Origin of the sequence: Chelativorans sp. Marseille-P2723 (assembly GCF_902809845.1) — a bacterium.
Lineage (GTDB): Bacteria > Pseudomonadota > Alphaproteobacteria > Rhizobiales > Rhizobiaceae > Chelativorans.
Window position 1 is genome coordinate 481,627 of record NZ_CADDWI010000009.1, and the last position, 22,985, is coordinate 504,611.

The following is a 22,985-nucleotide window of genomic DNA, read 5'->3' on the forward strand; positions in this document are numbered from 1 at the left end:
CCCCTCAGAAGACGATGAGGACGATCGCCACGATCACGCAAACGATCGTTGCGGCCGCCCAGATGACTGGCCAATAGGCGCCCTCGTCCTTCTTGAGGGAAACGCTTTCCATTGGATCGGTGCCCTGGTGATCGGCGCCATAGGTCGCGTCATGCACCTGCTTCATCGCCGGATTGAGCGGCGAAGCGTCAGGTGTGGAGCTTGGCCGGGGCGGCGGGACGGTGCTCATGATCTATCCTCGTCGAAGGGTCAAACACGTGGTCTTCACATACAGGCGCGGCCATGCGCCAACGCACCATGACCCTGAGGCAGGCCATTCCAGGATCGTCGCTGTCGCGCACTGTACGGCTGAGCTGCGCCCAGGCCTCCTCGTCGGCAAAACGGCTGAAATCGGCGACGGCCATACGAAGATAACCGCTCAGGGACCCGCCATCCGCAATAGCCGCCGTCTTCACCGCCTCTGCAAGTTCGGGATCGGCCGCTTCAGCCCATATCTCGAACGTCGCCGCCGAGCGCCTTGCCGAGCCCAATATGTCGCCGAGCGTTGCCATCAACTCGCCCCGATCGATTCTGGATCCATCAGTACGCCCTCGATATCCGCCGAACGCGCCAGTTCCGCCGCATAGCGCGCGCTGGCGACCGTCCACGCACGGGCGTCGAGCATATCTGCGATCCGCGGCATGACGATATCGAACGGCAGCGTCCGCCCCTCGATCTTGCGTTGCAGGCGCAGCACATGCCAACCGAAACGGGAGCGCACGGGCTCGCGGGCGGTCGTGCCTTCCGGGAGCCGTTCCAGCGCTTGCTGCACGGCTGAAACCAGTTCGCCTCGCCTCACCTGACCGAGCGACCCTCCCTGATGCGCGGTCGGGCATTTAGAGAACTCCCGGGCGGCTGCGGCGAAGTTTTCCGGGTCATCACCCAATTCGGCCGCGATGGCGTAAGCTTCACCTTCGGCTGCCGCCCAAGCGGCATCGTCCTTTCCTTCCGGTTCAATGAGGATATGCGAGGCTTCAAACAGGTCGGGCGTGCGGAACCGATCGACGCGGCTTTCATAATAGCGTCGGCATTCTTCTTCTCCGGCCTTTGCAGGCTCAACCTCTCGATCAAGTAGCATGCGGATTGTTGCATCCTCCGGCGTCTCGCCGCGCCCCTGCTCGTCTTGCTCGGGTTCAGGCTCGATATGGAGCCTATGTGCCTCCTGCAGAAGAAGCTCGCGGAGCACCAAAGCTCGCGCGGCCTCCTTCCAGGCCGTTTCGCCGTCAGAGGCAGGATGATGCTGGATTTCCTGCGCAATCTCTTCGGGCTCGATTTCGACGCCGTTGACCAGCACCGTCCCGAAACTCGGCGGCGCTGGCCGCAGCCGCGAATCGGGCGATGGTGAGCCGCAGCCGCCGCTCTCGCACGCCCCCGGCATCACAGGGGCGGAATGGACGCAGCCGCCGCTCTCGCACGCCCCCGGCATCACAGGGGCGGAATGGACGCGGCGCGTGCGGGCCGATGCCCTTGCATCGAGTATGGTATGGGTCATTGTGCACTCTCGCTGTGGGAACGGGGGATGGAATCGCCACCGAAGCTCGGAGCGAGGCCGGCGGGGCCTCGCGTCGGAGTGGTGCTGGCGCCGCTTTTCGCGCGCGATCGCACGATCTGGTAGCCCGGCCTGAACAGATACCAGACGGGCGCGCTCCAGATGTGGACCAGCCGGGTAAACGGTGTGATCAGGAACAGCGTCAGTCCCAGCACGATATGCATCTTGTAGACGAGCGCGGTGTCGATGATCAGCGCCGACGCGCCTGGGTTGAACTGAGTAAGCCCACTCGCCCAACCCATGAATAGCACCATCTCGTGACCGTCGAGCGCGTTCACGGTCCAAATAGTCGTCGCGAGCCCTAGGACAAGCTGAAGCCAGATGAGAACGAGAACGAGGATGTCTCCGATTGACGAAGAGCGTCGAATACGAGGATCGAACAACCGCCGATGAAGCAGCAGAGAGCAGCCGATGAAAGCGAATATCCCGGCAATCCCTCCGACTGTAAGCGCCGTCACCTGCTTGAAGCCGTGAGACACGCCGACGAAGCTGAAGACGGCCGCGGGCGTGAGCAGGCCGACTAAATGCCCGACAAATAGGATCAGCACGCCGAGATGGAACAGGTTGGAGCCCAGCATCATCTGTCGGCGGCGCAAGAACTGCGAGGATTGCGAGCGCCAGGTGTATTGCCCCTTGTCGAAGCGCAGGATACTTCCAACGATAAGAACCGTGATCGCGAGATAGGGATACCAGCCAAAGAGCAGGTAATTGACGAATTCTCGCATGGTTCTCTTCCCTTCAGTCCTTGATCGTCGCGGTCACCGCCCGGCGTGCTGCCCGGATCTTTGCAACTATCCCGGTTGGCCCACCGCCATCATGCAGAGGCGCCCCGAAATTGACTGGAGCTTCTTCCCATTCATCGTCGATGGATTTGTCGTCTTCCGGCTTTGCGCGGTCACGCAGCTCTGCGATTGCCGCTGGATCGGGCTTGGCATCGGGAAGCGCCAACAGCGCGTGAAACACGGCGGCATAGGACGATCCCCGTTCCGATAGCCGCTGCTCGATGACCACCAGAACGTGCGCCGGCTCGCTCAGCCATTCACGAGCCTCTTTGGCAGATGAGCAGGAGAGGAATTCAAGAAACATGGGCAGGAAATCAGGCAATTCGCTTGACTCCATAATGAATTCTCGATCCACATATTGTTGGCCAAGATCGATCATCGCCTGGCCGCGTTCGCGGCTCTCTCCATGAACATGCTCGAATAGATGAAGCGAGAGCGACCGCGAACGGTCGAAAAGCTCGCTATAGGCTACCTGAAGGTCAAGCAGATCCTCCGTCTCGAAGGAGCGCAGCAAAGGTTCAAGCCGCGCGAGGGCTTCATCAGGAAGCACCGCTTCCGAGCGAAGTGCTACCCGGACTTCGGCTATGTTTTCCTTCAGTTCGGCGGATGGATAGCCGAGCAATGCCGACAATGCGCGTAGCGTTAGCTTCATGTCGGGATGTCCATGTAGGGTTTGCGCGGCGTCCGCTTCGGCCCCCCGAACAGGTTAAGCTTCGTGGATCCATTGGTCGGTTCCTTGAAGCCAAACCCCGTCGAACCGCGCAGGAGGTAGGCATCCTCGTTCAATTCACGGTGCGTGGTCGGGATAACATAGCGGTCCTCATAGGCCGCTAAGGCCATGTAGCGGTACATTTCCTCGATCATGGGACCGGTGAGACCGACATTTTCGGCGATGCTCTCATCAATGCGACCATCAACCGTCTTCGCACGCATAAAGCCGCGCATTGCAAGCATTCGTTCCAGTGCGGCAACGATCGGCTCCTCGTCGCCCGCGGTAAGAAGATTCGCGAGATAACGCATCGGAATCCGAAGAGAGCGCACATCGGGCATGCCGTTGTTGACCGACATCTTGCCGGCTTCGGCTGCGGACTGGATGGGCGACAAAGGCGGCACGTACCAGACCATCGGCAATGTGCGATACTCGGGATGGAGCGGGAAGGCGACCTTCCACTCCATAGCCATCTTGTAGACGGGCGAGCGGGTCGCAGCCTCGATCCACGCCTCGGGCACCCCATCCAGTCTTGCCTGTTCCTGGATGGCCGGATCATAGGGATCGAGGAATACTCCCAACTGAGCGGGATAAAGATCCTTCGGATCCTCGACCGATGCCGCCGCCTGGATGCGATCTGCATCGTAGAGTACGACGCCCAAATACCGAATGCGCCCAACGCAGGTTTCGGAACAGACCGTCGGCTGCCCCACCTCAATGCGCGGATAGCAAAAGATGCATTTTTCGGATTTGCCGGTCGACCAGTTGTAGTAGATTTTTTTGTAGGGACAGCCCGACACGCACATGCGCCAGCCACGGCACTTGTCCTGGTCGATCAGGACGATGCCGTCCTCCTCGCGCTTGTAGATCGCGCCTGAAGGGCAGGAGGCAAGGCAGGACGGATTAAGGCAATGCTCGCAAAGCCGTGGCAGATACATAAGGAAGGTCTGCTCGAACTGGCCGTAGATTTCCTTCTCGACCCCCTCAAAGTTATAATCTTGCGAGCGCTTGGAGAATTCGCCGCCTAGGTCGTCCTCCCAGTTGCCGCTCCACTCGATCTTCTTCAGCACCTCCCCCGTCACGAGCGAGCGAGGCTTGGCCGAAGGCTGGGCCTCCAGTTCTGGCGCTTTTTGCAGCCATTCATATTCGAAAGTGTAAGGCTCGTAGAAATCGTCGATCTCAGGGAGGTCCGGGTTGGCGAAGATCTTGGAGAGAATCCGCCATTTGGAGCCTTGCCGAGGCACGATCTTGCCATTCTTCTTTCTGACCCAGCCGCCCTTCCAGCGGTTCTGATTTTCCCAATCCTTCGGGTATCCGACGCCCGGCTTGGACTCGACATTGTTGAACCATGCGTATTCAACGCCTTCGCGGTTGGTCCATACGTTCTTGCAGGTGATCGAGCAGGTATGGCAGCCGATGCACTTGTCGAGGTTCAAAACCATCGCGATCTGCGCGCGGACCTTCATGGCACCACCTCTGTCGTCGTCGCCGACCTGCGGCCGGTTCCCCAATCCGCCGTGGCATGCCCGCTGGCGCTGTCGTCGGCCGCCTTGTCGAACCAGTTTATCTCGCTCATCTTGCGGATGATCACGAACTGGTCGCGGTTGGCGCCGACGGTCCCGTAGTAGTTGAAGCCGTAGGCGAACTGGACATAGCCCCCGATCATATGCGTCGGCTTCATGTTGATCCGGGTCACCGAATTATGGATGCCGCCGCGCTGCCCGGTGATCTCGGAGCCGACCGTGTTCACCATCTTTTCCTGCGCATGGTACATGATCGCCGAGCCCGGCATAATGCGTTGCGAGACGATCGCGCGCGCCGTCAGAGCGCCGTTCACATTGAACGCCTCAATCCAGTCATTGTCTTCGATGCCAGCCTGCTTGGCATCGACCTCGCTGATCCACACCGTCGGCCCGCCGCGGTTGAGGCTGAGCATGATGAGGTTTTCGGTATAGGTCGAGTGGATGCCCCATTTCTGGTGCGGCGTCAGAATGTTGAGCTGGATCTCGGGGTTGCCGTTTGGCAGCTTTCCGAGAACCTGCTTGACCGACCTGGTGTCGATCGGCGGTCGCCAGGTCACAAATCCCTCGCCGAATGCCAGCATCCAATGATGATCCATGTACATTTGCTGACGTCCCGTCAGCGTCCGCCAAGGGATAAATTCATGAACATTTGTGTAGCCGGCATTGTAGCAGACATGCTCGCTTTCCAGCCCGGACCAGGTTGGCGAGGAGATAATCTTGCGCGGTTGCGCCACGACATCGCGAAACCGGATCTTCTCCTCCTCCTTGCCTTTTGCGAGATGGCTGTGATCCCGGCCGGTCGCCCTGGATAGCTCCGCCCAGGCTTTCACCGCGACTTCGCCATTCGTTTCCGGCGCGAGCATCAGAACAGTCTCGCAGGCATCGATGTCGGTATCGATCTTTGGACGGCCCGCCGCCGCGCCGTCCGGCGTCACGCCGTTCAGCGTCGCCAGCAACTGCACCTCATGCTTGATGTCCCAGGTCAACCCCTTTGAGCCATTGCCGTGCTTTTCAAGTTCGGGGCCTAGCGACGTGAAGCGCGCATAGGTCGAAGGGTAGTCGCGTTCGACAATCGCGATGCTGCTCATTGTCTTGCCCGGGATTGGTTCGCATTCGCCCTTTTTCCAATCGAGCGGCTCGTAAGGTTGGGCAAGTTCGAACTTCGTGTCGTGCATGATCGGCGTCATCACCAAATCCTGTTCGACGCCGAGCACTTCGGGTGCCACCTCCGAGAATTTCTTCGCGATCGCCCGGAAGATATTCCAGTCGCTTTTGCACTCCCATACCGGATCTACCGCCGCCGTCAGGGGATGAATGAACGGGTGCATATCCGTCGTATTGAGATCATGCTTCTCGTACCAGGTTGCGGTGGGAAGCACGATGTCGGCGTACAGGCTCGTGGTCGACATTCGGAAATCAATATTGACGATCAGGTCGAGCTTTCCGACTGGCGCCTCCTCGTGCCAGACGACTTCATCGGGCCTCTCGATGCCACCGCGCTCATCGTCGGTGCCGACAACACCATGCAGGGAGCCGACGAGATGCTTCAGGAAATATTCGTGTCCCTTGCCGCTTGCACCCAACACGTTGGAGCGCCAGAAAAACATGTTGCGCGGCCAATTCCGAGCATTGTCCGGGTCATGACAGGCAAGCTTCAGCTCACCCGACTTGAGGGCCTCGGGAATGACTTTATTGGGGTCTGCTCCGTTCTCTGCGATGCTGCGGCCAAGTTCGATCGGATTGCTCTCGAGCTGCGGGGCAGATGGAAGCCAGCCCATGCGCTCCGCCCTGACATTGTAGTCGATCATCGCCCCCGACCAGTCGCCAGGAGGCGCGGTCGGCGACAGAATATCGGAGATCTTGAGCGTTTCGTAGCGCCACTGGTTGCTGTGCGCATAAAAGAACGAGGTGCCGTTCATCTGCCGGACCGGCCGTAGCCAATCCGTCGCGAAAGCAAGCGGCAACCATCCGGTCTGCGGACGCAGCTTCTCCTGCCCGACATAATGGGCCCAGCCGCCGCCCGACTTGCCGACGCAGCCGCACATCACCAAAAGCGCGATGATGCCGCGGTAGCTCATGTCCATGTGGTACCAATGGTTGAGTCCGGCCCCCAGGATCACCATCGAGCGGCCGTTGGTCTTTTCAGCGTTGCTCGCGAATTCGCGCGCCACCTGGACGATCGCGTCACGTGGGACACCGCAGACTTTTTCTGCCCAGGCTGGCGTGAACGGGATATCCTCATCGTAGCTCGAGGCGGCGTTCTCACCCCCGTAACCACGGTCGACGCCGTAGTTGGCGAGGAAGAGATCGAAGGTCGAGGCGACATAGCTTTTGCCTCCGACGAGATTGATCTCCTTCACCGGCACGTTGCGCATCAGGATCTCGTCGTGGCCGGTGGCGACGAAGGTATCCGGCGCAACGGTCCCGAAATAGGGGAACGCGACAGGAACCACCGCATCTTCCTGTCCGGCGAGGCTGAGGCGGAGCTTCACTTCGCGGCCCTGGCCGTCCTTTTCCTCCAGGTTCCACTTGCCGCCATCGCCCCAGCGGAACCCCGCCGAGCCGAGCGGGCAAACCGGCTCTCCGCTGATCTCGTCGATCGCGACCGGCTTCCAGTCGGGATTGTTGGTCTCGCCCAATCCGCCCTCGAAATCGGCAGCCCTGACCAAGCGGTCGGGCACCAGGCGGCCATCCCGCTCGACAAGCTTTACCAGGAAGGGGAAGTCGGTATAGCGGCGGGCGTAGTCGGCGAAGTAGGGCACTTCGCGGTCGACGTAATATTCGCGCAGGACGACGTGGCGAGCGCCAAGCCGCCACCGGCGTCAGCGTCTTGCGCGCTTCCCTCCAGGCGCGCAGCAACCGGGCGCGAACGAGCGGATATTTTATGCGGGTTCCCGAATAGAGGTACCAGCTGTAGCTGGCGCCGCGGGGGCAGCCGCGCGGCTCGTGATTGGGAAGGTCGGGGCGCGTGCGCGGATAGTCCGTCTGCTGCGTCTCCCAGGTGACGATGCCGCCCTTCACGTAGATTTTCCAGGAGCAGGATCCGGTGCAGTTCACTCCATGGGTGGAGCGCACGATCTTGTCCGCCGCCCAGCGTTTCCGGTACGCATCTTCCCACTCGCGGCTCTCATTCGTAGTGATGCCGTGGCCGTCGGAAAAGGGGTCTTGACGCCTACGGAAATAGGTCAGGCGGTCCAGGAAATGGCTCACGCGATCCTCCCTGTTGTCGGGAAGTCATCCAACCTCCCAGGGAGAAGCCTAGAACTTAGCGCGTCTTTAGCAACCCTTCAAATGCGCGGGCCCTTGCCATCACGAATGAATGCCTAGGATATGCATGGTTCGTTCTCCGTGCCGGGTGTGGTTCTAAGCACCTGATCTGGGAGTGGCCTGGATAACGCAGTCGTTGTTACAATTTGTTACATCGCAGCGCACAATGTTTCGAGAATTAACCGTGGCGATTATAGGAACTTGACTTTTTTGCGCCCTACAAAGCTGTGCGACGCTGGGATCGTTCAAACGCACTGGATCGTGCTATGCTGATGGCGAGAAGCAACGCCAAGGTAGCCGACCATCAGGTGTAGATGCTCAACAAGGATAAAGAAGCGGCCGATGGTGTCTAAACCCAATCTCGTCGTCGACATGGCGGCGACGCCGTCGCCTTCGTACAGACTGAATTTCGACCCAGCCACCATCGACCGTATGATTAGTCGATGTGGGCTCCAGTTACGTGTCGTGCGCCGGCTGCCCCGGTCTCTCGCCAGTCCATTGCCCAAAAACGAGAAAAGCACGTGCTAAAGCCCATTGGTAAAGATTGGGCTCATGGAAACATTCAAATTTCTGTGCAGCTCGCCGTCTATTGGGCGGGTGTTTGATAATTACCGTGAAGGGCGCTGCGTCGCGTCGGAAACAGAAAGCTGCACATCCAAATCCGCGTCCGTCTTCACGACAGCGCCGCATGATGCCCCTCCCCTGCGCGCATCAGCTTGCCTCTCATTCAGTCGGGTCAATTCGACTAGAAGCCGCAAGGTTGGCGCACAGGATGACAACATCAGGAGCAGAATCCAACGGCATTCATTCGTCTGGTCGCTGCACTGCCAGAGTGGAGAACCGTGCTGTCGCGGTGGATGACAACTCCGGGCGACAGGCTGTCTCCAGCCGACCTTTGCCATGATATGGAAGACGCTTTCTGGAATGGCCGATTGTGAAAACGGCAGCTTCGGGTCATCTTCTTTATGCATGACCAAGCGCGTCGGCCTTGTGGGCTGCAATAGGCCGCCCTATCGCTCTTGATCTCGTACTGCAGTTATCGGTATCCGACGCACGAGACGTAATCGCTCAGCAACTGCTCTTCATACTCTACGTCTTCAAGCAGGACTTGAAGCACGTCCCTGGCGTTAAGGACTCCAATCGGCACGGAGTTCTGGTTCACAACAGGTAGGTTTTTCAGACGCCGCTCCTTGATGACGGACCATACGTCGTTCACCCAATCGTCTGGGCGGCAGAATGCAACCTCCGATGTCATCACCTGCGCCACCGCCATCGTGCAACTGCAACCGGTGCAATGACTGATACGGCTCACCACATCGGTCTTGCTGATGACACCAGCCATTTTGCCGCTATCGTCGCAGACCACAACGAGGTTGAATTCCCCAGCGTGGGGTGCAACTCTTCGATGATCGGTGCGCCGCACGCAGCGTCCTCGCAGGTCACCAGCACGTTGACTTCGTAACGAGCGAACGGCCCTCCCAGTGCAGGATCGACAGCAAACACCTCTTCGCCCCCCGCCCTGCCGATAAATGTGGCGACATTGTCGACAAGGTCGGCCTGCACCGCGTCGAGATGCTTCAGGACGGCCGGAAGATCGCGAAAACCGGCCCTTGTCTCGTCGATGGATTGACTGACGGCGCGGGCGGCAATGTCGCGATCGAGCCTGCGAACCTCGTTGCGTCGCTCCTTCTCCCAGGAAGGCAGAAGACGCACCACGCGCTCCAGTTCCTTTTCCAGCTCCCTGGTGGTTTCTTGTACTTCCCGCTTCTTCGTATCGTCCCAGGCATTGAACTCTTCGGGTGAGACGACCTTGCCTTCCCGTGCAGGTGCCAGAGCAAACCTCATCGGCGTTCGGATGAGGACGAGGCCCCGACCCTGTGCCCTGGCACCCAGCTCAGCGAACGCATCGGCCTGCTTCTTTTGGAAGGAATCGTCGATGGAGCCGCGCAGCGTCTGGTAGTCCTCGCTTTCGAACGCGACCGGCAGGGCGACCTTCAAGTCCTCGATCAGCTCCCGCATAGCGTCCCGGAAATGCGGCGCACGACCCGCAGGCAAAGCGATGGCGACCGGCCGATGGGGTTCTGCGAAATTGTTGATGTATACCCAGTCGGAGGGAGGGTCTTCCGCTGCCGCCTGCCGATTCAGCATGGCCTGCACCGTCGCGCGCATTCGCGCCTCCGGCGCGCCGATGACGAAGAGGTTGAAACCGGGCTTGTTAATCCGACTGCCGAAGCGCACCGCTTCAACAGCCCGTTCCTGGCCAATGATCCCTTCCTCAGCCCCGATGTCGGCGGTCGTTTCAAAACGTATCGTCGACAGGTCAGCGCGACGATAAAGGGCCGTTGGCGCAAGAGCGGCCGGCATCACGGTGTCGGTGCGATCCATGTCCGAGAAGCCCTCCTTCTGAAAACACAGGAAACCCGCACGGAATGTCTATCAGGTCTGCGCGGGCGGTTTCCTATGGCTGGAACAAGTCTTCCATGTCTTGGGGCAGCTGTCCCCGGATGTCCTCGATCTGCCCGGTAGAGACGCTCTCGGCGATCGCCTTGCAGATTTGCTGGAGGACTTCACCTGCCCGCTGAGAGGCAAGTCCCAGGGAGCGGGTCAACTCGTCCTCAATGGCTTTGGTCGAGACGGCACGATCGGGACCATCGGCGCACTGGTCGAGCCGCCCCTGAAGGAGCGTAGGCAATTGGGCGATCAAATCTTGCGCCTCGTTGGGAGCCAGACGCCGGCACAGCATGCAACTCACGATCAGCAAGGCCCGCTCGGCCGGATCGCGCTCCAGTCCGGCAGCCTCGGCCACCGCGTTCAGCATGCGGCCGTAAGAAGACTCGGCGCGCGCCTTGGCTCGCATCAGAGCGCGGGCCCTCGATTGCGCCGACCTGCCGGCGCTTGGATGCAGCATTCCCGCCGGCTTCTGGGGCGCCTCGACCTCGAGCTGCGCGGCGACGATTTCCCGCAATGTTTCCGGGCTTACGGATTTGTTTACAACAAGGTCATCGAAGGTCACGAGCCCGACGGGGCGGCCTTCCTCGACCAAGGGGATTCGTCGGACGCCGTGCTCCCGCATCAGCTCCGCCGCCTGCTCGACGCCGGCCCCCATCTCACAGACGGCTATCTCCTCGGACATGACGTCTCTGAGACGGGTCGTCTTCGGATGCAGATCGCTCCCGAGAACGGCCAGCGCGAGATCGCGGTCGGTCACGATTCCGGCAATGCCACGTTGATCGCTGACGAGCACCGCGCCGATATGGTTGTCCGCCATTGCGCGCGCGGCCTGATATGCTGTCGAACTCGCATTTAGAATCACCATGCGTGTTCTTCGAAACCGTTCGAGAGACATAGCGCCAAGCACCCCCTTCATTGGTGTGAATGTTTCATGGTCTTCCGACCTGTCATTGTGTCAGCCGCTGATCGCCAGCACACGGGCTGACAACTTCTTCAGGGGCGCCAAATCATCCCATGGAACTGCATGGCGCCTGAATGGACCCGAATCCAATCGGTTGTTTCACAAGAGGCAAGCAGTCGGCTCCGCTCATGTCATTGATGCACGTCAAAGCTTTCACCTAACAGACCACACCAACCCGACCTCCGACGTAAGGAACGCGGTATCTCGGCTGGCGCCTGCCGTGCAATTCTAGAGTAATTCGAGATCAAGTCCTCGATTTGCGACAGATCAAATCAATCGAACGCACCCTGTCCTAGAGATCAGATCATACGAGGCGTCGACTATCAGGCGTGGCGCCTTGTGATGGGTCAAACCAGATGGGAGCCGACATGAGCGCCATTTCCGAAACTGCACAGAGCGGGAAGTTTCGTTTTCCGACCGCTTTCACAATCCTGTTTGGGCTCATCGTATTTGTGGCGGCGTTGACCTGGATTATCCCGGCCGGCCAGTACGAGCGGGTCATCAATCCGGCGCTCGAACGCGAAGTGCCGGTCGCGGGCACCTACGCGCCGACCGACCCGAACCCGCAAGGGATCTTCGAGGTGATCATGGCGCCGATCGCCGGCTTCTATGATCCGGCCACCAACGAGGCCAACGCGATCGACGTGGCGCTGTTTGTGCTGGTGATCGGCGGCTTCATCGGGGTGGTCGCCTCGACGGGCGCCATCAATGCCGGCATCGGTCGGGCGATGACCGCGCTGAAGGGCCGCGAGAAATGGATGATCCCGGTTCTGATGGCGCTGTTCGCCTTCGGCGGCACGACCTACGGCATGGCCGAGGAGACGCTCGCCTTCTACGTGCTGCTGATCCCGATCATGATCGCCGCCGGCTATGACGCCGTCACGGCCGTTGCCATCATCCTGCTTGGCGCCGGCGTCGGCGTTCTCGGTTCGACGGTGAACGCCTTCGCCACCGTGATCGCCTCCGACGCCGCCGGGGTACCCTTTACGCGCGGGATGACGCTGCGGCTCATCATTCTCGGCCTCACCTGGCTCGCCTGCGTGGCCTATGTGATGCGCTATGCGGAACGGGTGCGGCGCGATCCAACGAAATCGATCGTATACGACCGCAAGGCCGAGAATGAGGCGCATTTCCTTTCCGGTCAGCAGGAAGGGACGCTGGCTTTCACCGGCATGCACAAGATCGTACTGGCGATCTTCGGGGCGACCTTCGTCGTGATGGTCTGGGGCGTGCTGAGGGGCGGCTGGTGGATGGGCGAGATGAGCGGCCTGTTCCTCGCTGCAGCCATCCTGATCGGCCTGATTGCACGGCCGGGTGAAGAAAATTTCGTCAACGCATTCCTCAACGGCGCGCGCGACCTGCTTGGCGTGGCGCTGATCATCGGGCTGGCGCGCGGCATCGTCGTCATCATGGACGCAGGCCGGATCAGCGACACGATCCTGCACTGGGCCGAACTTTCGGTCGCCGGACTTGGCGAAATTGCCTTCATCAACGTGATCTACTGGATCGAGGTGCTGATGTCCTTCTTCGTGCCTTCGTCCTCCGGGCTGGCTGTGCTGTCGATGCCGATCCTGGCGCCGGTCGCCGATTTCGCCAATGTCGGGCGCGAACTGGTGGTCACCGCCTATCAGTCGGCCAACGGACTGGTGAACCTGATCAACCCGACTTTCGCGGTGGTCATGGGCGCGCTCGCCATCGGGCGGGTGCCATATGAGCGGTGGCTGCGCTTCATGTGGCCGCTGCTCATCATCCTGACCGTCATCATCATGGCGAGCCTCAGCATCGCCACACTGATTTCCTGAAGGAGAGAAAAATGCCGTTCACCTATGGCGTCCACTCGGAAGTGGGCAAGTTGAGGCGGGTGCTTGTCGACCGCCCCGGCGCTGCGCTGGCCCGACTCACTCCGTCGAACTGCGATGAGTTGCTTTTCGACGACGTGCTTTGGGTCAAGCAGGCCCGCGTCGACCACATGACCTTCGTCGACGCCATCCGTTATCGCGGCGCCGAGGTCGTCTTCCTGCGCGAGGCGCTCGCGGAAACCATGCAGGACGCCGAGGCGCGCGGCTGGCTGCTGGAGCGCCGTATCAACGAGAACACGGTCGGCGTCGGACTGGCCGACGACCTGCGCGCGGCGCTTATGGAAATGGATGCCGACGCCCTGTCGCTCGTCCTCATGGGCGGCATGAGCAAGGCGGAACTGCCGGTCGAGCCGAAAGGCGCATTTGCACCCGTACTGCGGCCTGAGGACTTCATCCTGCCGCCGCTGCCCAACCACCTGTTCACGCGCGACACCACCTGCTGGATCTATGGCGGGGTGACCCTCAATCCCATGCGCTGGAATGCGCGCAAGCTGGAGACGGTCAATGTCGCCGCCGTCTACCGCTTCCATCCCGATTTCCGCGATGCCGATTTCCCCGTATGGTGGGGCGAACCCGACGCCGATTATGGCCTGGCGACGCTGGAGGGCGGCGACGTCATGCCGGTCGGGGCCGGCCTCGTGCTGGTCGGCATGGGCGAGCGCACCACGCCGCAAGCGGTTGGCGAGCGCACCACGCCGCAAGCGGTTGGCCAGCTTGCCCGGGCGCTGTTCGCGCAGGGCGCCGCAGAACGCGTCATCGCCTGCAAGCTGCCCATTGAGCGCGCGTCCATGCACCTCGATACGGTCTTCACCTTCTGCGATCGCGACCTCGTCACGCTGTTTCCCGAAGTGGTCGACGGCATCACCGCCTATTCGCTGCGCCCCGGCGAACAGGACTGGCAGATCGACGTGCGCGAGGAGGCCGGTCATCTTACCCAGGTGGTTGCCGAGGCTCTCGGCCTGCCGAAGCTGCGCGTCGTCCAGACCGGCGGCAACGCCTATATCGCCGAGCGCGAGCAGTGGGACGACGGCAACAATGTCGTCGCGCTCGAACCAGGGGTCGTCGTCGCCTATGACCGCAACACATACACCAACACGCTGCTGCGCAAGGCGGGCGTGGAGGTCATCACAGTCCCCGGTTCGGAGCTTGGCCGCGGCCGCGGCGGCGGCCATTGCATGACTTGCCCGCTGATCCGCGACCCGGCTTGAGGAGAAGAGAGATGCCAGTCAACGTGAAGGGACGCAGCGTCCTGAAGCTGCTCGATTTCTCGCCGGACGACATCCGTTTCCTGCTGAAACTGTCGGCGGCGCTCAAACAGGCCAAGTATGGCGGCTACGAGGAACAGCGCTTGAAGGGGAAGAACATCGCGCTGATCTTCGAGAAGGATTCGACGCGCACCCGCACCGGCTTCGAGGTCGCCGCTTATGATCAGGGTGCCCATGTCACCTATCTCGGTCCGACAGGCACCCAGATCGGCAAGAAGGAGTCGATGAAGGACACTGCGCGCGTGCTGGGCCGACTCTACGACGCGATCGAATATCGCGGCTTCGGCCAGGAGCAGGCGGAGACGCTCGCGGCCTATTCCGGCGTACCGGTCTACAACGGTCTGACCGACGAGTTCCATCCAACCCAGGTGCTTGCCGATTTCCTGACAATGCGGGAATTCACGCGCAAGCATCTTTCGCAGATCGCCTTCGCGTTTCTCGGCGACGCTGCCAACAATATGGGGAACTCTCTGCTCACCGGCGCCGCGCTGATCGGGATGGATGTGCGCCTGGCGGCGCCAAGGGCCTGCTGGCCCGATGCGGCGCTCGTGGACGAGAGCCGGCAAATCGCGGAAGCGACGGGCGCCAAGATTACGCTGACCGAGGATCCGATGGAGGCGGTGCGCGGCTGCGACTTCATCTATACGGACGTCTGGGTGTCGATGGGCGAGCCCGATTCGGTCTGGGAGGAGCGCATCGAACTGTTGACGCCCTATCGCGTCACCTCCGACATCATGCGCGCCAGCGGCAACCCGCACGCCAAGTTCATGCACTGCCTGCCCGCCTTCCACAACCGCGAGACCGAGATCGGCGAGCAGATCTTCCAGAAATATGGCGTCGAAAGCATGGAGGTGACGGAGGAGGTCTTCGAATCCGGAGCTTCCGTTGTTTTCGATCAGGCCGAAAACCGCATGCACACCATCAAGGCGATCCTTGTCGCCACATTGGGAGCCTGAGATGCGCGTCGTCGTGGCGCTCGGCGGAAACGCGCTGCTGAAGCGCGGCGAGCCGATGACGGCCGAGGTCCAGCGCGCCAATGTTCGCAAGGCTGCCGAGGCGCTTGCTTCGCTGGCGCGCGAGCATGACATCATCGTCGCCCACGGCAATGGACCGCAGGTGGGCTTGCTGGCGCTGCAGGCCGCCGCCTACAAGGCGGTGGCCCCCTACCCTCTCGACATTCTCGGCGCCGAAAGCGTCGGCATGATCGGCTATCTCGTTGAGCAGGAACTCACCAACGCCCTGCCTGCGGCGACCAGGTTGGCGACGCTTCTCACCCAGATCGAGGTTGATCGCGACGATCCGGCTTTCGGCAGGCCGGAAAAGCCGATTGGCCCAGTTTACGACGACGTCGAAGCGGAAAAGGCGCGCACGGCCCATGGCTGGGCCCTGGTTGAGGAAGCACAGGGGAAATGGCGACGAGTCGTGCCATCCCCCTTGCCCAAGCGCATCATCCAGATCGAGACGCTGCGGCTGCTCGTCGATCTCGGCGTCGTCGTAGTTTGCGCGGGTGGTGGCGGAATTCCGGTCATCCGCGACGAACAGAACGATCTGATGGGCGTGGAGGCAGTCATCGACAAGGATCGGGCGGCCGGGCTTCTTGCCGAAGAACTCAGCGTCGACGCCTTCCTGATGCTCACCGATGTGGACGCCGTCTATGCGGATTGGGGAACGCCGCAGCAGCGTGCGATTGACCATGTCCGGCCTGACCAGATCGACCCAGCCGACTTCCCGGCCGGTTCAATGGGCCCCAAGGTCGAAGCTGCTCGCGCTTTCGCCTCCCGCCCGGGCCGCATTGCGGGAATCGGCAGGCTCGAGGATGCTGCCGCAATCCTCGAGGGACGAGCCGGAACGCTGGTGAGCGCTACCGCCAATCCGCCTGCCCGCGGCGTTTGAGCAAACCCGCAAGACGGGAACTGATGACGGACCCTGGTTCTCCGTCCGGGTTCCGTCCTCGAAACAGCGCGTCTGTTCGTCCCTATGCCAGCAAGGGAACCGGACCGCCTGCTTGCCTTAAGGGATATGCGCGCCGATGACTTCCGACAGTTCCGAAGCGCAGGCCGTGGCCCCTCACTCGCTCACAGCCGACGATGTGCTGTCCGCGCTGAACTCGGACAGCGAGTGTGGCCTGACCTCGGAGGAAGCGTCGCAGCGTCTCCGACGTTTCGGACCTAACCGCCTCAAGGCCGCGCCGCAGGTTCCGGCTTGGCGTAAGTTCCTCGCGCAATTTACCGACATCCTCGTTCTCCTCCTGATCGCCGCGGCGCTGGTGTCGGCGTTGCTGTGGCTTCTCGATCGCGATACCGCGCTGCCCTATGAAGCGATCGCGATAGCGGCCATCGTGATCCTCAACGCGGTGATGGGCTATGTGCAGCGGGCCCGCGCGGAGAAGGCCGTGCAGGCGTTGCGGCAGATGACGGCGCCGCAGGCAAGTGTCATCCGCGACGGCGAAAGACAGGAAATTCCCGCCCTGGGACTCGTGCCGGGCGACATCATCTATATCGAGGAAGGGGACACGATCCCCGCAGACGCCCGGATCATCGAGACGGCGAGCCTGCAGACCTCCGAGGCCACCCTTACGGGCGAAAGCCTGCCTGTCTCCAAACAGACCGCGCCGGTTGCGGCAGAGTCCCCGCTCGGCGACCGCTCCAGCATGGCCTTCGGAGGAACCGCCGTTTCTTACGGCCATGGACTTGCGGTGGTCACCGCGACGGCTATGGCGACCGAGATGGGGCGCATTGCCGGGATGCTGGACAGCGCGCCGGAAGAGAGCACGCCGCTCCAGATTGAACTCGACCGCCTCGGTCGAACGCTCGGCAGGATCGTCATCGTCATCGCCGCAGTGACGATCGGCGCCGTGCTCCTGGTCGGCGAGATCGACGGTTTTTCCGCGCTGTTCGATGTCCTCATCCTGGGCGTGGCGCTCGCCGTGGCGGCAGTGCCTGAAGGATTGCCGGCGATCGTGACCGCGGTCCTGTCGATCGGGGTGCAACGCATGGCCGGCAAGAAGGCCATCGTGCGCCATCTCGCCGCCGTCGAGACATTGGGCTCGGCCAATGTGATCGCATCCGACAAGACTGGAACGCTGACGAAGAACGAGATGACCGTGCGCCGGATCGTCACCGCCAGCGGCGCGGCTCACCTGAACGGAACAGGCTATTCGGCTGAAGGCAAAATACGCTTCGAACCCGAGGCCGGCTCCCTGGAGACGCTCCACGCCGAAGTAGCGCGCGCTTTGGCGGCCGCAGACCGCGCGAACAATGCGGTGCTTCAGCGTCACGGCGACAGATGGGAGGCGCAGGGCGATCCTACGGAAGCAGCGCTCATCGTCGCCGCCCGCAAAGCGGGGCTTGAGGAGGAAGCGCTGGACCAGCGTTTCGATCGCATCGGCGAAGTCCCTTTTTCCTCCGAGCGCAAGCTCATGAGCACGGTCCACACGGATACGGAGCGCGCTGAAAGATTGCGCAGCTTCACCAAGGGCGCGCCGGACGTGCTGCTTTCCCGGTGTTCGAACGAACTGATCGGGAAGGATGTCCGGCCGCTGGGCGATGGACGCCGGGCCGATATCCTGAAGGACAATGAAGCGCTTGCCGACGAGGCCCTGCGAACGCTCGGCGTCGCATTCCGATCACTCGAACCGCAAGATCCGCCGCCCGCGGAATTCAGCCCCGAGGTGGAGCGCGATCTCGTCTTTCTAGGCCTGATCGGCATGATCGATCCGCCGCGCGAGGAAGCGCGGCTGGCGGTTGCGCAAGCGAAAGCGGCGGGAATTCGTCCAATCATGATCACAGGCGATCATCCGGGCACGGCGGTCGTGATCGCCGCCGAACTCGGCATCACGGATGATCGCCGGGCGGTCACGGGCGCCGAAATCGAATGCATGACCGACGCCGAGTTCAAACAGGCCGTGCGCGAAATATCCGTATACGCGCGAGTCGATCCGACCCACAAACTGCGGATCGTCGAGGCGCTGCAGGCCGACGGCTCCATCGTCGCCATGACCGGCGACGGGATCAACGACGCGCCAGCGCTGAAGACAGCCGATATCGGCGTCGCCATGGGCATCACCGGGACGGATGTCTCCAAGGAGGCCGCCGATATCGTGCTCGCCGACGACAATTTCGCCACCATCGTCAGCGCCGTCGAGGAAGGGCGCGCGATCTTCGAAAACATCCGCAAGTTCCTGCGCTACCTGCTTTCGTCCAATATCGGCGAGGTGATGACCGTGTTCTTCGGCGTCCTGCTGGCCGACGCCCTCGGCCTCCTCGCTGCGGACGGCGGACTCATCCTTCCCTTGCTGGCGACCCAGATTCTGTGGATCAACCTGGTCACCGACGGCGCTCCCGCCCTCGCGCTTGGCGTCGATCCGGCCTACCAGGGCATCATGGACAGGCCGCCGCGTCCGGCTGGAGAGGGCGTCATCACGCGCCGCATGTGGCGCAGCATTGTCCTGGTTGGCGCCGTCATGGCTGCAGGCACGCTAATGGTCATCGACGCAGCCCTTCCCGGCGGCCTGATCAAAGGTACCGGCTCCGTCGCCTACGGCCAGACCATGGCCTTCACGACGCTGACGCTCTTCCAACTCTTCAACGTCTTCAACGCCCGCTCCGGAACACGAAGCGCATTTGCGGGCCTCTTCGAGAATGCATGGCTATGGGCGGCCGTCAGCCTGTCGCTCCTGCTTCATGCGGCGGTGGTCTACGCGCCTGTTCTGCAGCAGGCCTTCTTGACGGTCGCTCTTGACCTGCGGGATTGGTTGTTCTGTGCGGCCGTCGCAAGTTCGGTCCTGTGGGTGCGCGAACTGGACAAGCTGCTGGGAAGACTCCGCTGAGTGTGCGCCGGCACGCCGAGGAGGCCGCCGCGAGTTACCGCCCGCCTCTTTCAAGAGCTTCCAGCACGGAGGCGACGATCGCGTCCGGCGGTCCCTCGACATCGACGGGATCCCACTCTACGGCGCCGGCCATTCGATCCAGCTGCTGCGCGAGTATTTCGACCGTGGCGTCGGAGGAGCCGCCTTTCCGCGCCGCAACGCGCCGGCTGAGGACATCCGCTTCCGCTGTCAGCCATACGCCCCGGAACGATATGTCGTTTCCTGTCGCCACATCCTCGATCATGGCGCGATCTTCGAGGCGCTCGAAGACGGCGTTGGCGACGACAGTGCCGCCGCCGGCGAGAATGAGGTCGGCGCGCACCGCCATCTCGCAATAGACCTTCAGTGAGACTTCCGGGAGATAGGCTTCCTGCGGAAGACGGGTTTCTGCGGAAACCCCGTGCATGGCCTTTCTGATCCGGTCGCTTTCTATGATCCGCGCACCGGGCGGCGCGCCGAGATGCGGCGCCAGCCGTTCCGCGATCGTTGTCTTTCCGGATCCGCTGAAGCCGCCGATCGCCACCAGACGGGGCCTATGTCGCGACAGCAGGGAGTTGGCAAGGCGGAAATAGGATCGGGCTTCCTTGATGGTCTCGCCGGCCTGCGCGCCCTCCCCGGCTGCCTGCGTGGCGAGCACATGCGCGCGCACCGCCGCCCTCACAGCCATGAAGAACGGAAGGAGCGGGAACCCGCCCTCATCATCCATTTGGTCGAAATATCGGTTCATCACGAGATTCGCGAGGTCGGCGAATCCCCGGCGCCACAAATCCATGAGCAGGAAGGCGAGATCGTAGAGCACGTCGACCGTCGCGATCTCATCGTTGAACTCGATGCAATCGAACAAATGTGGCTCGCCGTCCAGCAGACATATGTTCCTCAAATGCAGGTCGCCGTGGCAGCGGCGCACCCGGCCGGCCTGCGAACGGCGATTGAGCAGTTCGGCATGTTTCGCAAGAGCCGCCCGCATCGCGCCATGGAAGCGTTGCAGTTCGCCCTGATCGAAGACTCGGCTCTGCGCGAACCCGGCTTCGTTGATGTCGAGCACATCCGCCATGCGCGCCGATCCGCTCTTCGTCCGGTCGATGGGCGCAATACGATGGAAATGCTCGATCTTGCGCGCCGTCTCATCCATCATCTCCGGCGTGAGCCCGCCCGCGAGCGCGGTCCGGTCGAGCAGGCAATCCTGCTCGAAACGCCGCATCTCCACGACGCCGTCGACCAGTATTCCCTCGCCGTCGAACTGGAGCGCGCCATCCGCGCCCTGCGTGATCGGGTGCGCCGCGAGATAGAGGTCGGAAGCCGTCAGCGAATTGAGCTCGACCTCCCTGCGACAGCTCTCCAGACGCAGCTCCGGAGTGGAGAAGTCCACATAGGGAAGCTTGACTTCGCGTTTCATCTTCCAGGCGCGGTCGCCCGCTAGGAAGATGCGCGAGATGTGCGTCTCGATGATATCGACCTTGTCTGCGATCCCATGCGTGCCGGGGTCCGACAGGAAAGCGACCGTTTCGTGCTGGTTATCTGCAGCCATTGGCGTTCTCCGCATTGCTCGACGGGCGTCGCCATGACGCCTCAAGCTTCCGCCGCTTATCGCGGACGGCATGGTTGATTCGCTTCAACGCCTGTGGAGCGGCGTCATCCTGACGCTCGCGCGGCGCTTTTCCTGGTCCGGCGGTCGTCCTCCTTGGTCAAGGTCTCGAAGCCGGCGACGATGTCGAGGAGTTCTTCCGTGATCGATTGCTGACGCCCCTGATGGTACTCGACGGCCAACACGGACAGATGATCCTGGATGTTCTTCTCGGCGGCTTGCATGGAGGCCAGGCGGCTGGCGTTTTCGCTGGCCATCGACTCGGCAAAGGCGCGGTAAAGCGAAACGAAGAGATGCTGGCGGATCAGCGCTGAAAACAGCTCGCGCCAACCCATGGTGAAGGTCGGCAAGGAGCGCGAGTCCCAACTTCTTTCCGCCAAGCCCCTCAGCCAGGCCGCGTCGATGGGCAGAAGCTGCACCGTGGCGGGCGCGCAGCCGGCGGGAGCGATTGGCCTGTGATGGATGAGGAGAAACTGTTCGATCCCTTCCCGGAAGCGCAGTTCCTCGACCTTGAGCAGCACGTCCTGGACCGCCGAAGCAATACCCGAAACCGTGCTGGGAATCGGAAACTGCTCGCGAACCGCGCAGCCGGCATCCTCCAACCGGCCGACGACCCTCGCCCCGACGACGAGGACAATCCGGTCTTCTTCCCTTTCCGGAAGGGCTTCGATCGCATCGATCGCGAAGGCAGCCGCCTGTTCGTTGAAGGAGCCGCACATGCCCTGGTCAGAGCCGAATATGATGATCCCGCGACGCTTACCCGACAAGGAATTGGCCGGAACCGCCTCCGGGCGATTCCACAAGACGACCTGCAGCCCCGTCTCGATCGTGCGATTGTATTCGGCAAGCGATTCCACCGCCAAGTCGCATTGACGGATGCTGGCGGCGGCAAGCGCCTTCATCACCCGCACGACGCCGTAGAGATCTTCCGCACTCTCGATGCGGCGGCGCATGAATTCAAGCGTTTGCGCCATTCTCCGCCTCTCCCATGTCTGCGACGATGGCGCCGATGACCCGGCGCAGATCGTCGCGATCTTCCGTCGTCAGCTTGGCGCCCGAAGCCATGCGTCCGGTAAGGTCCGGAAGTTCCGCCACGACCGCCTTGCGGATGGCCTGTTCCGCTTCGGCTATCCTTTCGAGCGGAATTGCGTTGAGGAGGCCTTCGCTTGCGGCGAGCAGGACGGCTACCTGTTCCGGAGCCGGAAGCGGCTTGTATTGCGGCTGCTTCAAGATTTCGCGGACGCGGCGACCGCGATCCAGCATCGCTGCGGTGTCCTCGTCCAGCCTGGTCCCAAACCGGGAGAACACCTCCAGTTCCTCGAACTGCGAATAGGAGAGCCGCAATTCGCCCGCCACCGCGCGATAGCAAGGCAGCTGCGCCTTGCCGCCGACGCGGGAGACGGAGCGTCCGACCTCCACCGCCGGCAGGATTCCCTTGCGGAACAGCTGTGGCGACAAGACGATCTGGCCGTCGGTTATGGAGATCAGGTTGGTGGGGATGTAGGCGGAGATGTTCTGGGCCTGCGTTTCAGCGATCGGCAGCGCCGTCAGGGATCCTCCGCCATATTCCTCGCGCAGTTGGGTCGAGCGTTCCAAAAGCCGCGAATGGACGTAGAAAATATCTCCCGGATAGGCCTCGCGGCCCGGTGGACGGCGCAACAACAGGGACAATTCGCGATAGGCCCGCGCATGGCGGGTAAGGTCGTCATAGACGATGAGAACGTCCTGGCCTCGTTCCATGAAGAACTCGGCCATCGTGGTCGCCGCATAGGGGGCTATGAACTGCACTCCCGGCGGTTCGTCACCGGACGCCACGACAACGACGCAATAGGACAGGGCGTCGTAGCGGCGGAGGTATTCGAGAAACTTAGCCACGGCCGAGCTGCGCTGACCGATGGCGCAGTAGACGCAGATGACGTCCTTCCCCCGCTGGTTGAGAATCGTATCGATGGCGATCGCCGTCTTTCCCGTCTGGCGGTCCCCCAGGATCAGTTCTCGTTGTCCGCGGCCGATCGGCAGAAGCGAATCTATCACCTTGAGGCCGGTCTGCAGTGGCCTTGCCACGGGCGCGCGGCGCAGGATCGGGGGAGCAGGCCGCTCCACAGGACGCCGCTCGGGCAGCCGAAGG

At 62.0% G+C, this 22,985-nt stretch carries 17 protein-coding genes and 1 pseudogene; 5 read left to right on the forward strand and 13 right to left on the reverse strand.

Annotated features, from left to right (window positions below; translation table 11 throughout):
• Positions 1-4: 4 nt before the first annotated feature.
• From HUS57_RS09605 to HUS57_RS09650, 10 genes and pseudogenes are all read right to left on the reverse strand, one after another.
• Complete coding sequence (locus HUS57_RS09605; protein ID WP_173933100.1) at positions 5-229, reverse strand: hypothetical protein; 225 nt, start codon at positions 227-229, stop codon at positions 5-7.
• Positions 189-551 (reverse strand): hypothetical protein, encoded by a 363-nt coding sequence (locus HUS57_RS09610; RefSeq protein ID WP_173933102.1) that lies wholly within the window; start codon positions 549-551, stop codon positions 189-191. The genes HUS57_RS09605 and HUS57_RS09610 overlap by 41 nt, the downstream gene beginning before the upstream one ends.
• Positions 551-1,531: a peptidylprolyl isomerase gene (locus tag HUS57_RS09615; protein WP_173933104.1), complete on the reverse strand. Its 981-nt coding sequence runs from the start codon at positions 1,529-1,531 to the stop codon at positions 551-553. Before HUS57_RS09615 ends, HUS57_RS09610 begins: the two co-directional genes overlap by 1 nt.
• Positions 1,528-2,313, reverse strand: coding sequence for a respiratory nitrate reductase subunit gamma (gene narI, locus HUS57_RS09620; protein WP_173933106.1), 786 nt, complete (start codon positions 2,311-2,313; stop codon positions 1,528-1,530). Before narI ends, HUS57_RS09615 begins: the two co-directional genes overlap by 4 nt.
• A gap of 13 nt (positions 2,314-2,326) precedes the next feature.
• Positions 2,327-3,022 (reverse strand): nitrate reductase molybdenum cofactor assembly chaperone, encoded by a 696-nt coding sequence (narJ, locus tag HUS57_RS09625; protein WP_173933109.1) that lies wholly within the window; start codon positions 3,020-3,022, stop codon positions 2,327-2,329.
• Positions 3,019-4,545 (reverse strand): nitrate reductase subunit beta, encoded by a 1,527-nt coding sequence (gene narH, locus HUS57_RS09630; protein ID WP_173933110.1) that lies wholly within the window; start codon positions 4,543-4,545, stop codon positions 3,019-3,021. Before narH ends, narJ begins: the two co-directional genes overlap by 4 nt.
• Positions 4,542-7,812, reverse strand: a pseudogene (locus HUS57_RS09635) (nitrate reductase subunit alpha). Before HUS57_RS09635 ends, narH begins: the two are co-directional and overlap by 4 nt.
• A 1,093-nt stretch (positions 7,813-8,905) precedes the next feature.
• Positions 8,906-9,142, reverse strand: a complete 237-nt coding sequence (locus HUS57_RS09640; protein WP_246727817.1) for a CBS domain-containing protein — start codon at positions 9,140-9,142, stop codon at positions 8,906-8,908.
• Between the two features lie 35 nt (positions 9,143-9,177).
• Positions 9,178-10,254 carry an ATP-binding protein gene (locus tag HUS57_RS09645; protein ID WP_173933114.1) on the reverse strand — a complete coding sequence of 359 codons (1,077 nt, stop codon included), beginning with the start codon at positions 10,252-10,254 and terminating at the stop codon, positions 9,178-9,180.
• 73 nt (positions 10,255-10,327) lie between these two features.
• Positions 10,328-11,236 carry a CBS domain-containing protein gene (locus HUS57_RS09650; protein WP_348640567.1) on the reverse strand — a complete coding sequence of 303 codons (909 nt, stop codon included), beginning with the start codon at positions 11,234-11,236 and terminating at the stop codon, positions 10,328-10,330.
• A gap of 413 nt (positions 11,237-11,649) precedes the next feature.
• Between HUS57_RS09650 and HUS57_RS09655 the strand changes: the two genes are divergently transcribed.
• The 5 genes from HUS57_RS09655 to HUS57_RS09675 all read left to right on the forward strand — a co-directional run bounded on the left by HUS57_RS09655 (position 11,650) and on the right by HUS57_RS09675 (position 19,233).
• Complete coding sequence (locus HUS57_RS09655; protein ID WP_173933118.1) at positions 11,650-13,083, forward strand: YfcC family protein; 1,434 nt, start codon at positions 11,650-11,652, stop codon at positions 13,081-13,083.
• 11 nt (positions 13,084-13,094) lie between these two features.
• A complete protein-coding gene (locus HUS57_RS09660; RefSeq protein ID WP_173933120.1) occupies positions 13,095-14,348 on the forward strand; it encodes an arginine deiminase in 1,254 nt (417 codons plus the stop codon).
• Positions 14,349-14,359: 11 nt separating this feature from the next.
• Complete coding sequence (gene argF, locus HUS57_RS09665; protein ID WP_173933122.1) at positions 14,360-15,361, forward strand: ornithine carbamoyltransferase; 1,002 nt, start codon at positions 14,360-14,362, stop codon at positions 15,359-15,361.
• Position 15,362: 1 nt separating this feature from the next.
• Entirely contained in the window at positions 15,363-16,298 is a 936-nt protein-coding gene (arcC, locus tag HUS57_RS09670; protein WP_173933124.1) for a carbamate kinase, read from the forward strand.
• Positions 16,299-16,434: 136 nt separating this feature from the next.
• Complete coding sequence (locus HUS57_RS09675) at positions 16,435-19,233, forward strand: cation-translocating P-type ATPase (protein ID WP_173933126.1); 2,799 nt, start codon at positions 16,435-16,437, stop codon at positions 19,231-19,233.
• A gap of 34 nt (positions 19,234-19,267) precedes the next feature.
• On the opposite strand, the gene HUS57_RS09680 is transcribed toward HUS57_RS09675, so the two are convergent.
• The 3 genes from HUS57_RS09680 to HUS57_RS09690 all read right to left on the reverse strand — a co-directional run bounded on the left by HUS57_RS09680 (position 19,268) and on the right by HUS57_RS09690 (position 22,960).
• Entirely contained in the window at positions 19,268-20,800 is a 1,533-nt protein-coding gene (locus HUS57_RS09680) for a bifunctional aminoglycoside phosphotransferase/ATP-binding protein (RefSeq protein WP_173933128.1), read from the reverse strand.
• A 104-nt stretch (positions 20,801-20,904) separates the two neighbouring features.
• A complete protein-coding gene (locus HUS57_RS09685) occupies positions 20,905-21,831 on the reverse strand; it encodes a F0F1 ATP synthase subunit gamma (protein WP_173933130.1) in 927 nt (308 codons plus the stop codon).
• A complete protein-coding gene (locus HUS57_RS09690; RefSeq protein WP_281409290.1) occupies positions 21,815-22,960 on the reverse strand; it encodes a F0F1 ATP synthase subunit alpha in 1,146 nt (381 codons plus the stop codon). Before HUS57_RS09690 ends, HUS57_RS09685 begins: the two co-directional genes overlap by 17 nt.
• Positions 22,961-22,985 lie beyond the last annotated feature (25 nt).

Bases quoted from the DNA above. Each gene is read 5' to 3' on its own strand.
- HUS57_RS09615 (WP_173933104.1), bottom strand. From the start codon at position 1,531: ATGACCCATACCATACTCGATGCAAGGGCATCGGCCCGCACGCGCCGC.
- HUS57_RS09640 (WP_246727817.1), bottom strand. From the start codon at position 9,142: ATGGCGGTGGCGCAGGTGATGACATCGGAGGTTGCATTCTGCCGCCCA.
- HUS57_RS09660 (WP_173933120.1), top strand. From the start codon at position 13,095: ATGCCGTTCACCTATGGCGTCCACTCGGAAGTGGGCAAGTTGAGGCGG.
- narJ (WP_173933109.1), bottom strand. From the start codon at position 3,022: ATGAAGCTAACGCTACGCGCATTGTCGGCATTGCTCGGCTATCCATCC.
- HUS57_RS09645 (WP_173933114.1), bottom strand. From the start codon at position 10,254: ATGGATCGCACCGACACCGTGATGCCGGCCGCTCTTGCGCCAACGGCC.
- narH (WP_173933110.1), bottom strand. From the start codon at position 4,545: ATGAAGGTCCGCGCGCAGATCGCGATGGTTTTGAACCTCGACAAGTGC.
- arcC (WP_173933124.1), top strand. From the start codon at position 15,363: ATGCGCGTCGTCGTGGCGCTCGGCGGAAACGCGCTGCTGAAGCGCGGC.
- argF (WP_173933122.1), top strand. From the start codon at position 14,360: ATGCCAGTCAACGTGAAGGGACGCAGCGTCCTGAAGCTGCTCGATTTC.
- HUS57_RS09675 (WP_173933126.1), top strand. From the start codon at position 16,435: ATGACTTCCGACAGTTCCGAAGCGCAGGCCGTGGCCCCTCACTCGCTC.
- HUS57_RS09650 (WP_348640567.1), bottom strand. From the start codon at position 11,236: ATGAAGGGGGTGCTTGGCGCTATGTCTCTCGAACGGTTTCGAAGAACA.
- HUS57_RS09685 (WP_173933130.1), bottom strand. From the start codon at position 21,831: ATGGCGCAAACGCTTGAATTCATGCGCCGCCGCATCGAGAGTGCGGAA.
- HUS57_RS09655 (WP_173933118.1), top strand. From the start codon at position 11,650: ATGAGCGCCATTTCCGAAACTGCACAGAGCGGGAAGTTTCGTTTTCCG.
- narI (WP_173933106.1), bottom strand. From the start codon at position 2,313: ATGCGAGAATTCGTCAATTACCTGCTCTTTGGCTGGTATCCCTATCTC.
- HUS57_RS09605 (WP_173933100.1), bottom strand. From the start codon at position 229: ATGAGCACCGTCCCGCCGCCCCGGCCAAGCTCCACACCTGACGCTTCG.
- HUS57_RS09680 (WP_173933128.1), bottom strand. From the start codon at position 20,800: ATGGCTGCAGATAACCAGCACGAAACGGTCGCTTTCCTGTCGGACCCC.
- HUS57_RS09610 (WP_173933102.1), bottom strand. From the start codon at position 551: ATGGCAACGCTCGGCGACATATTGGGCTCGGCAAGGCGCTCGGCGGCG.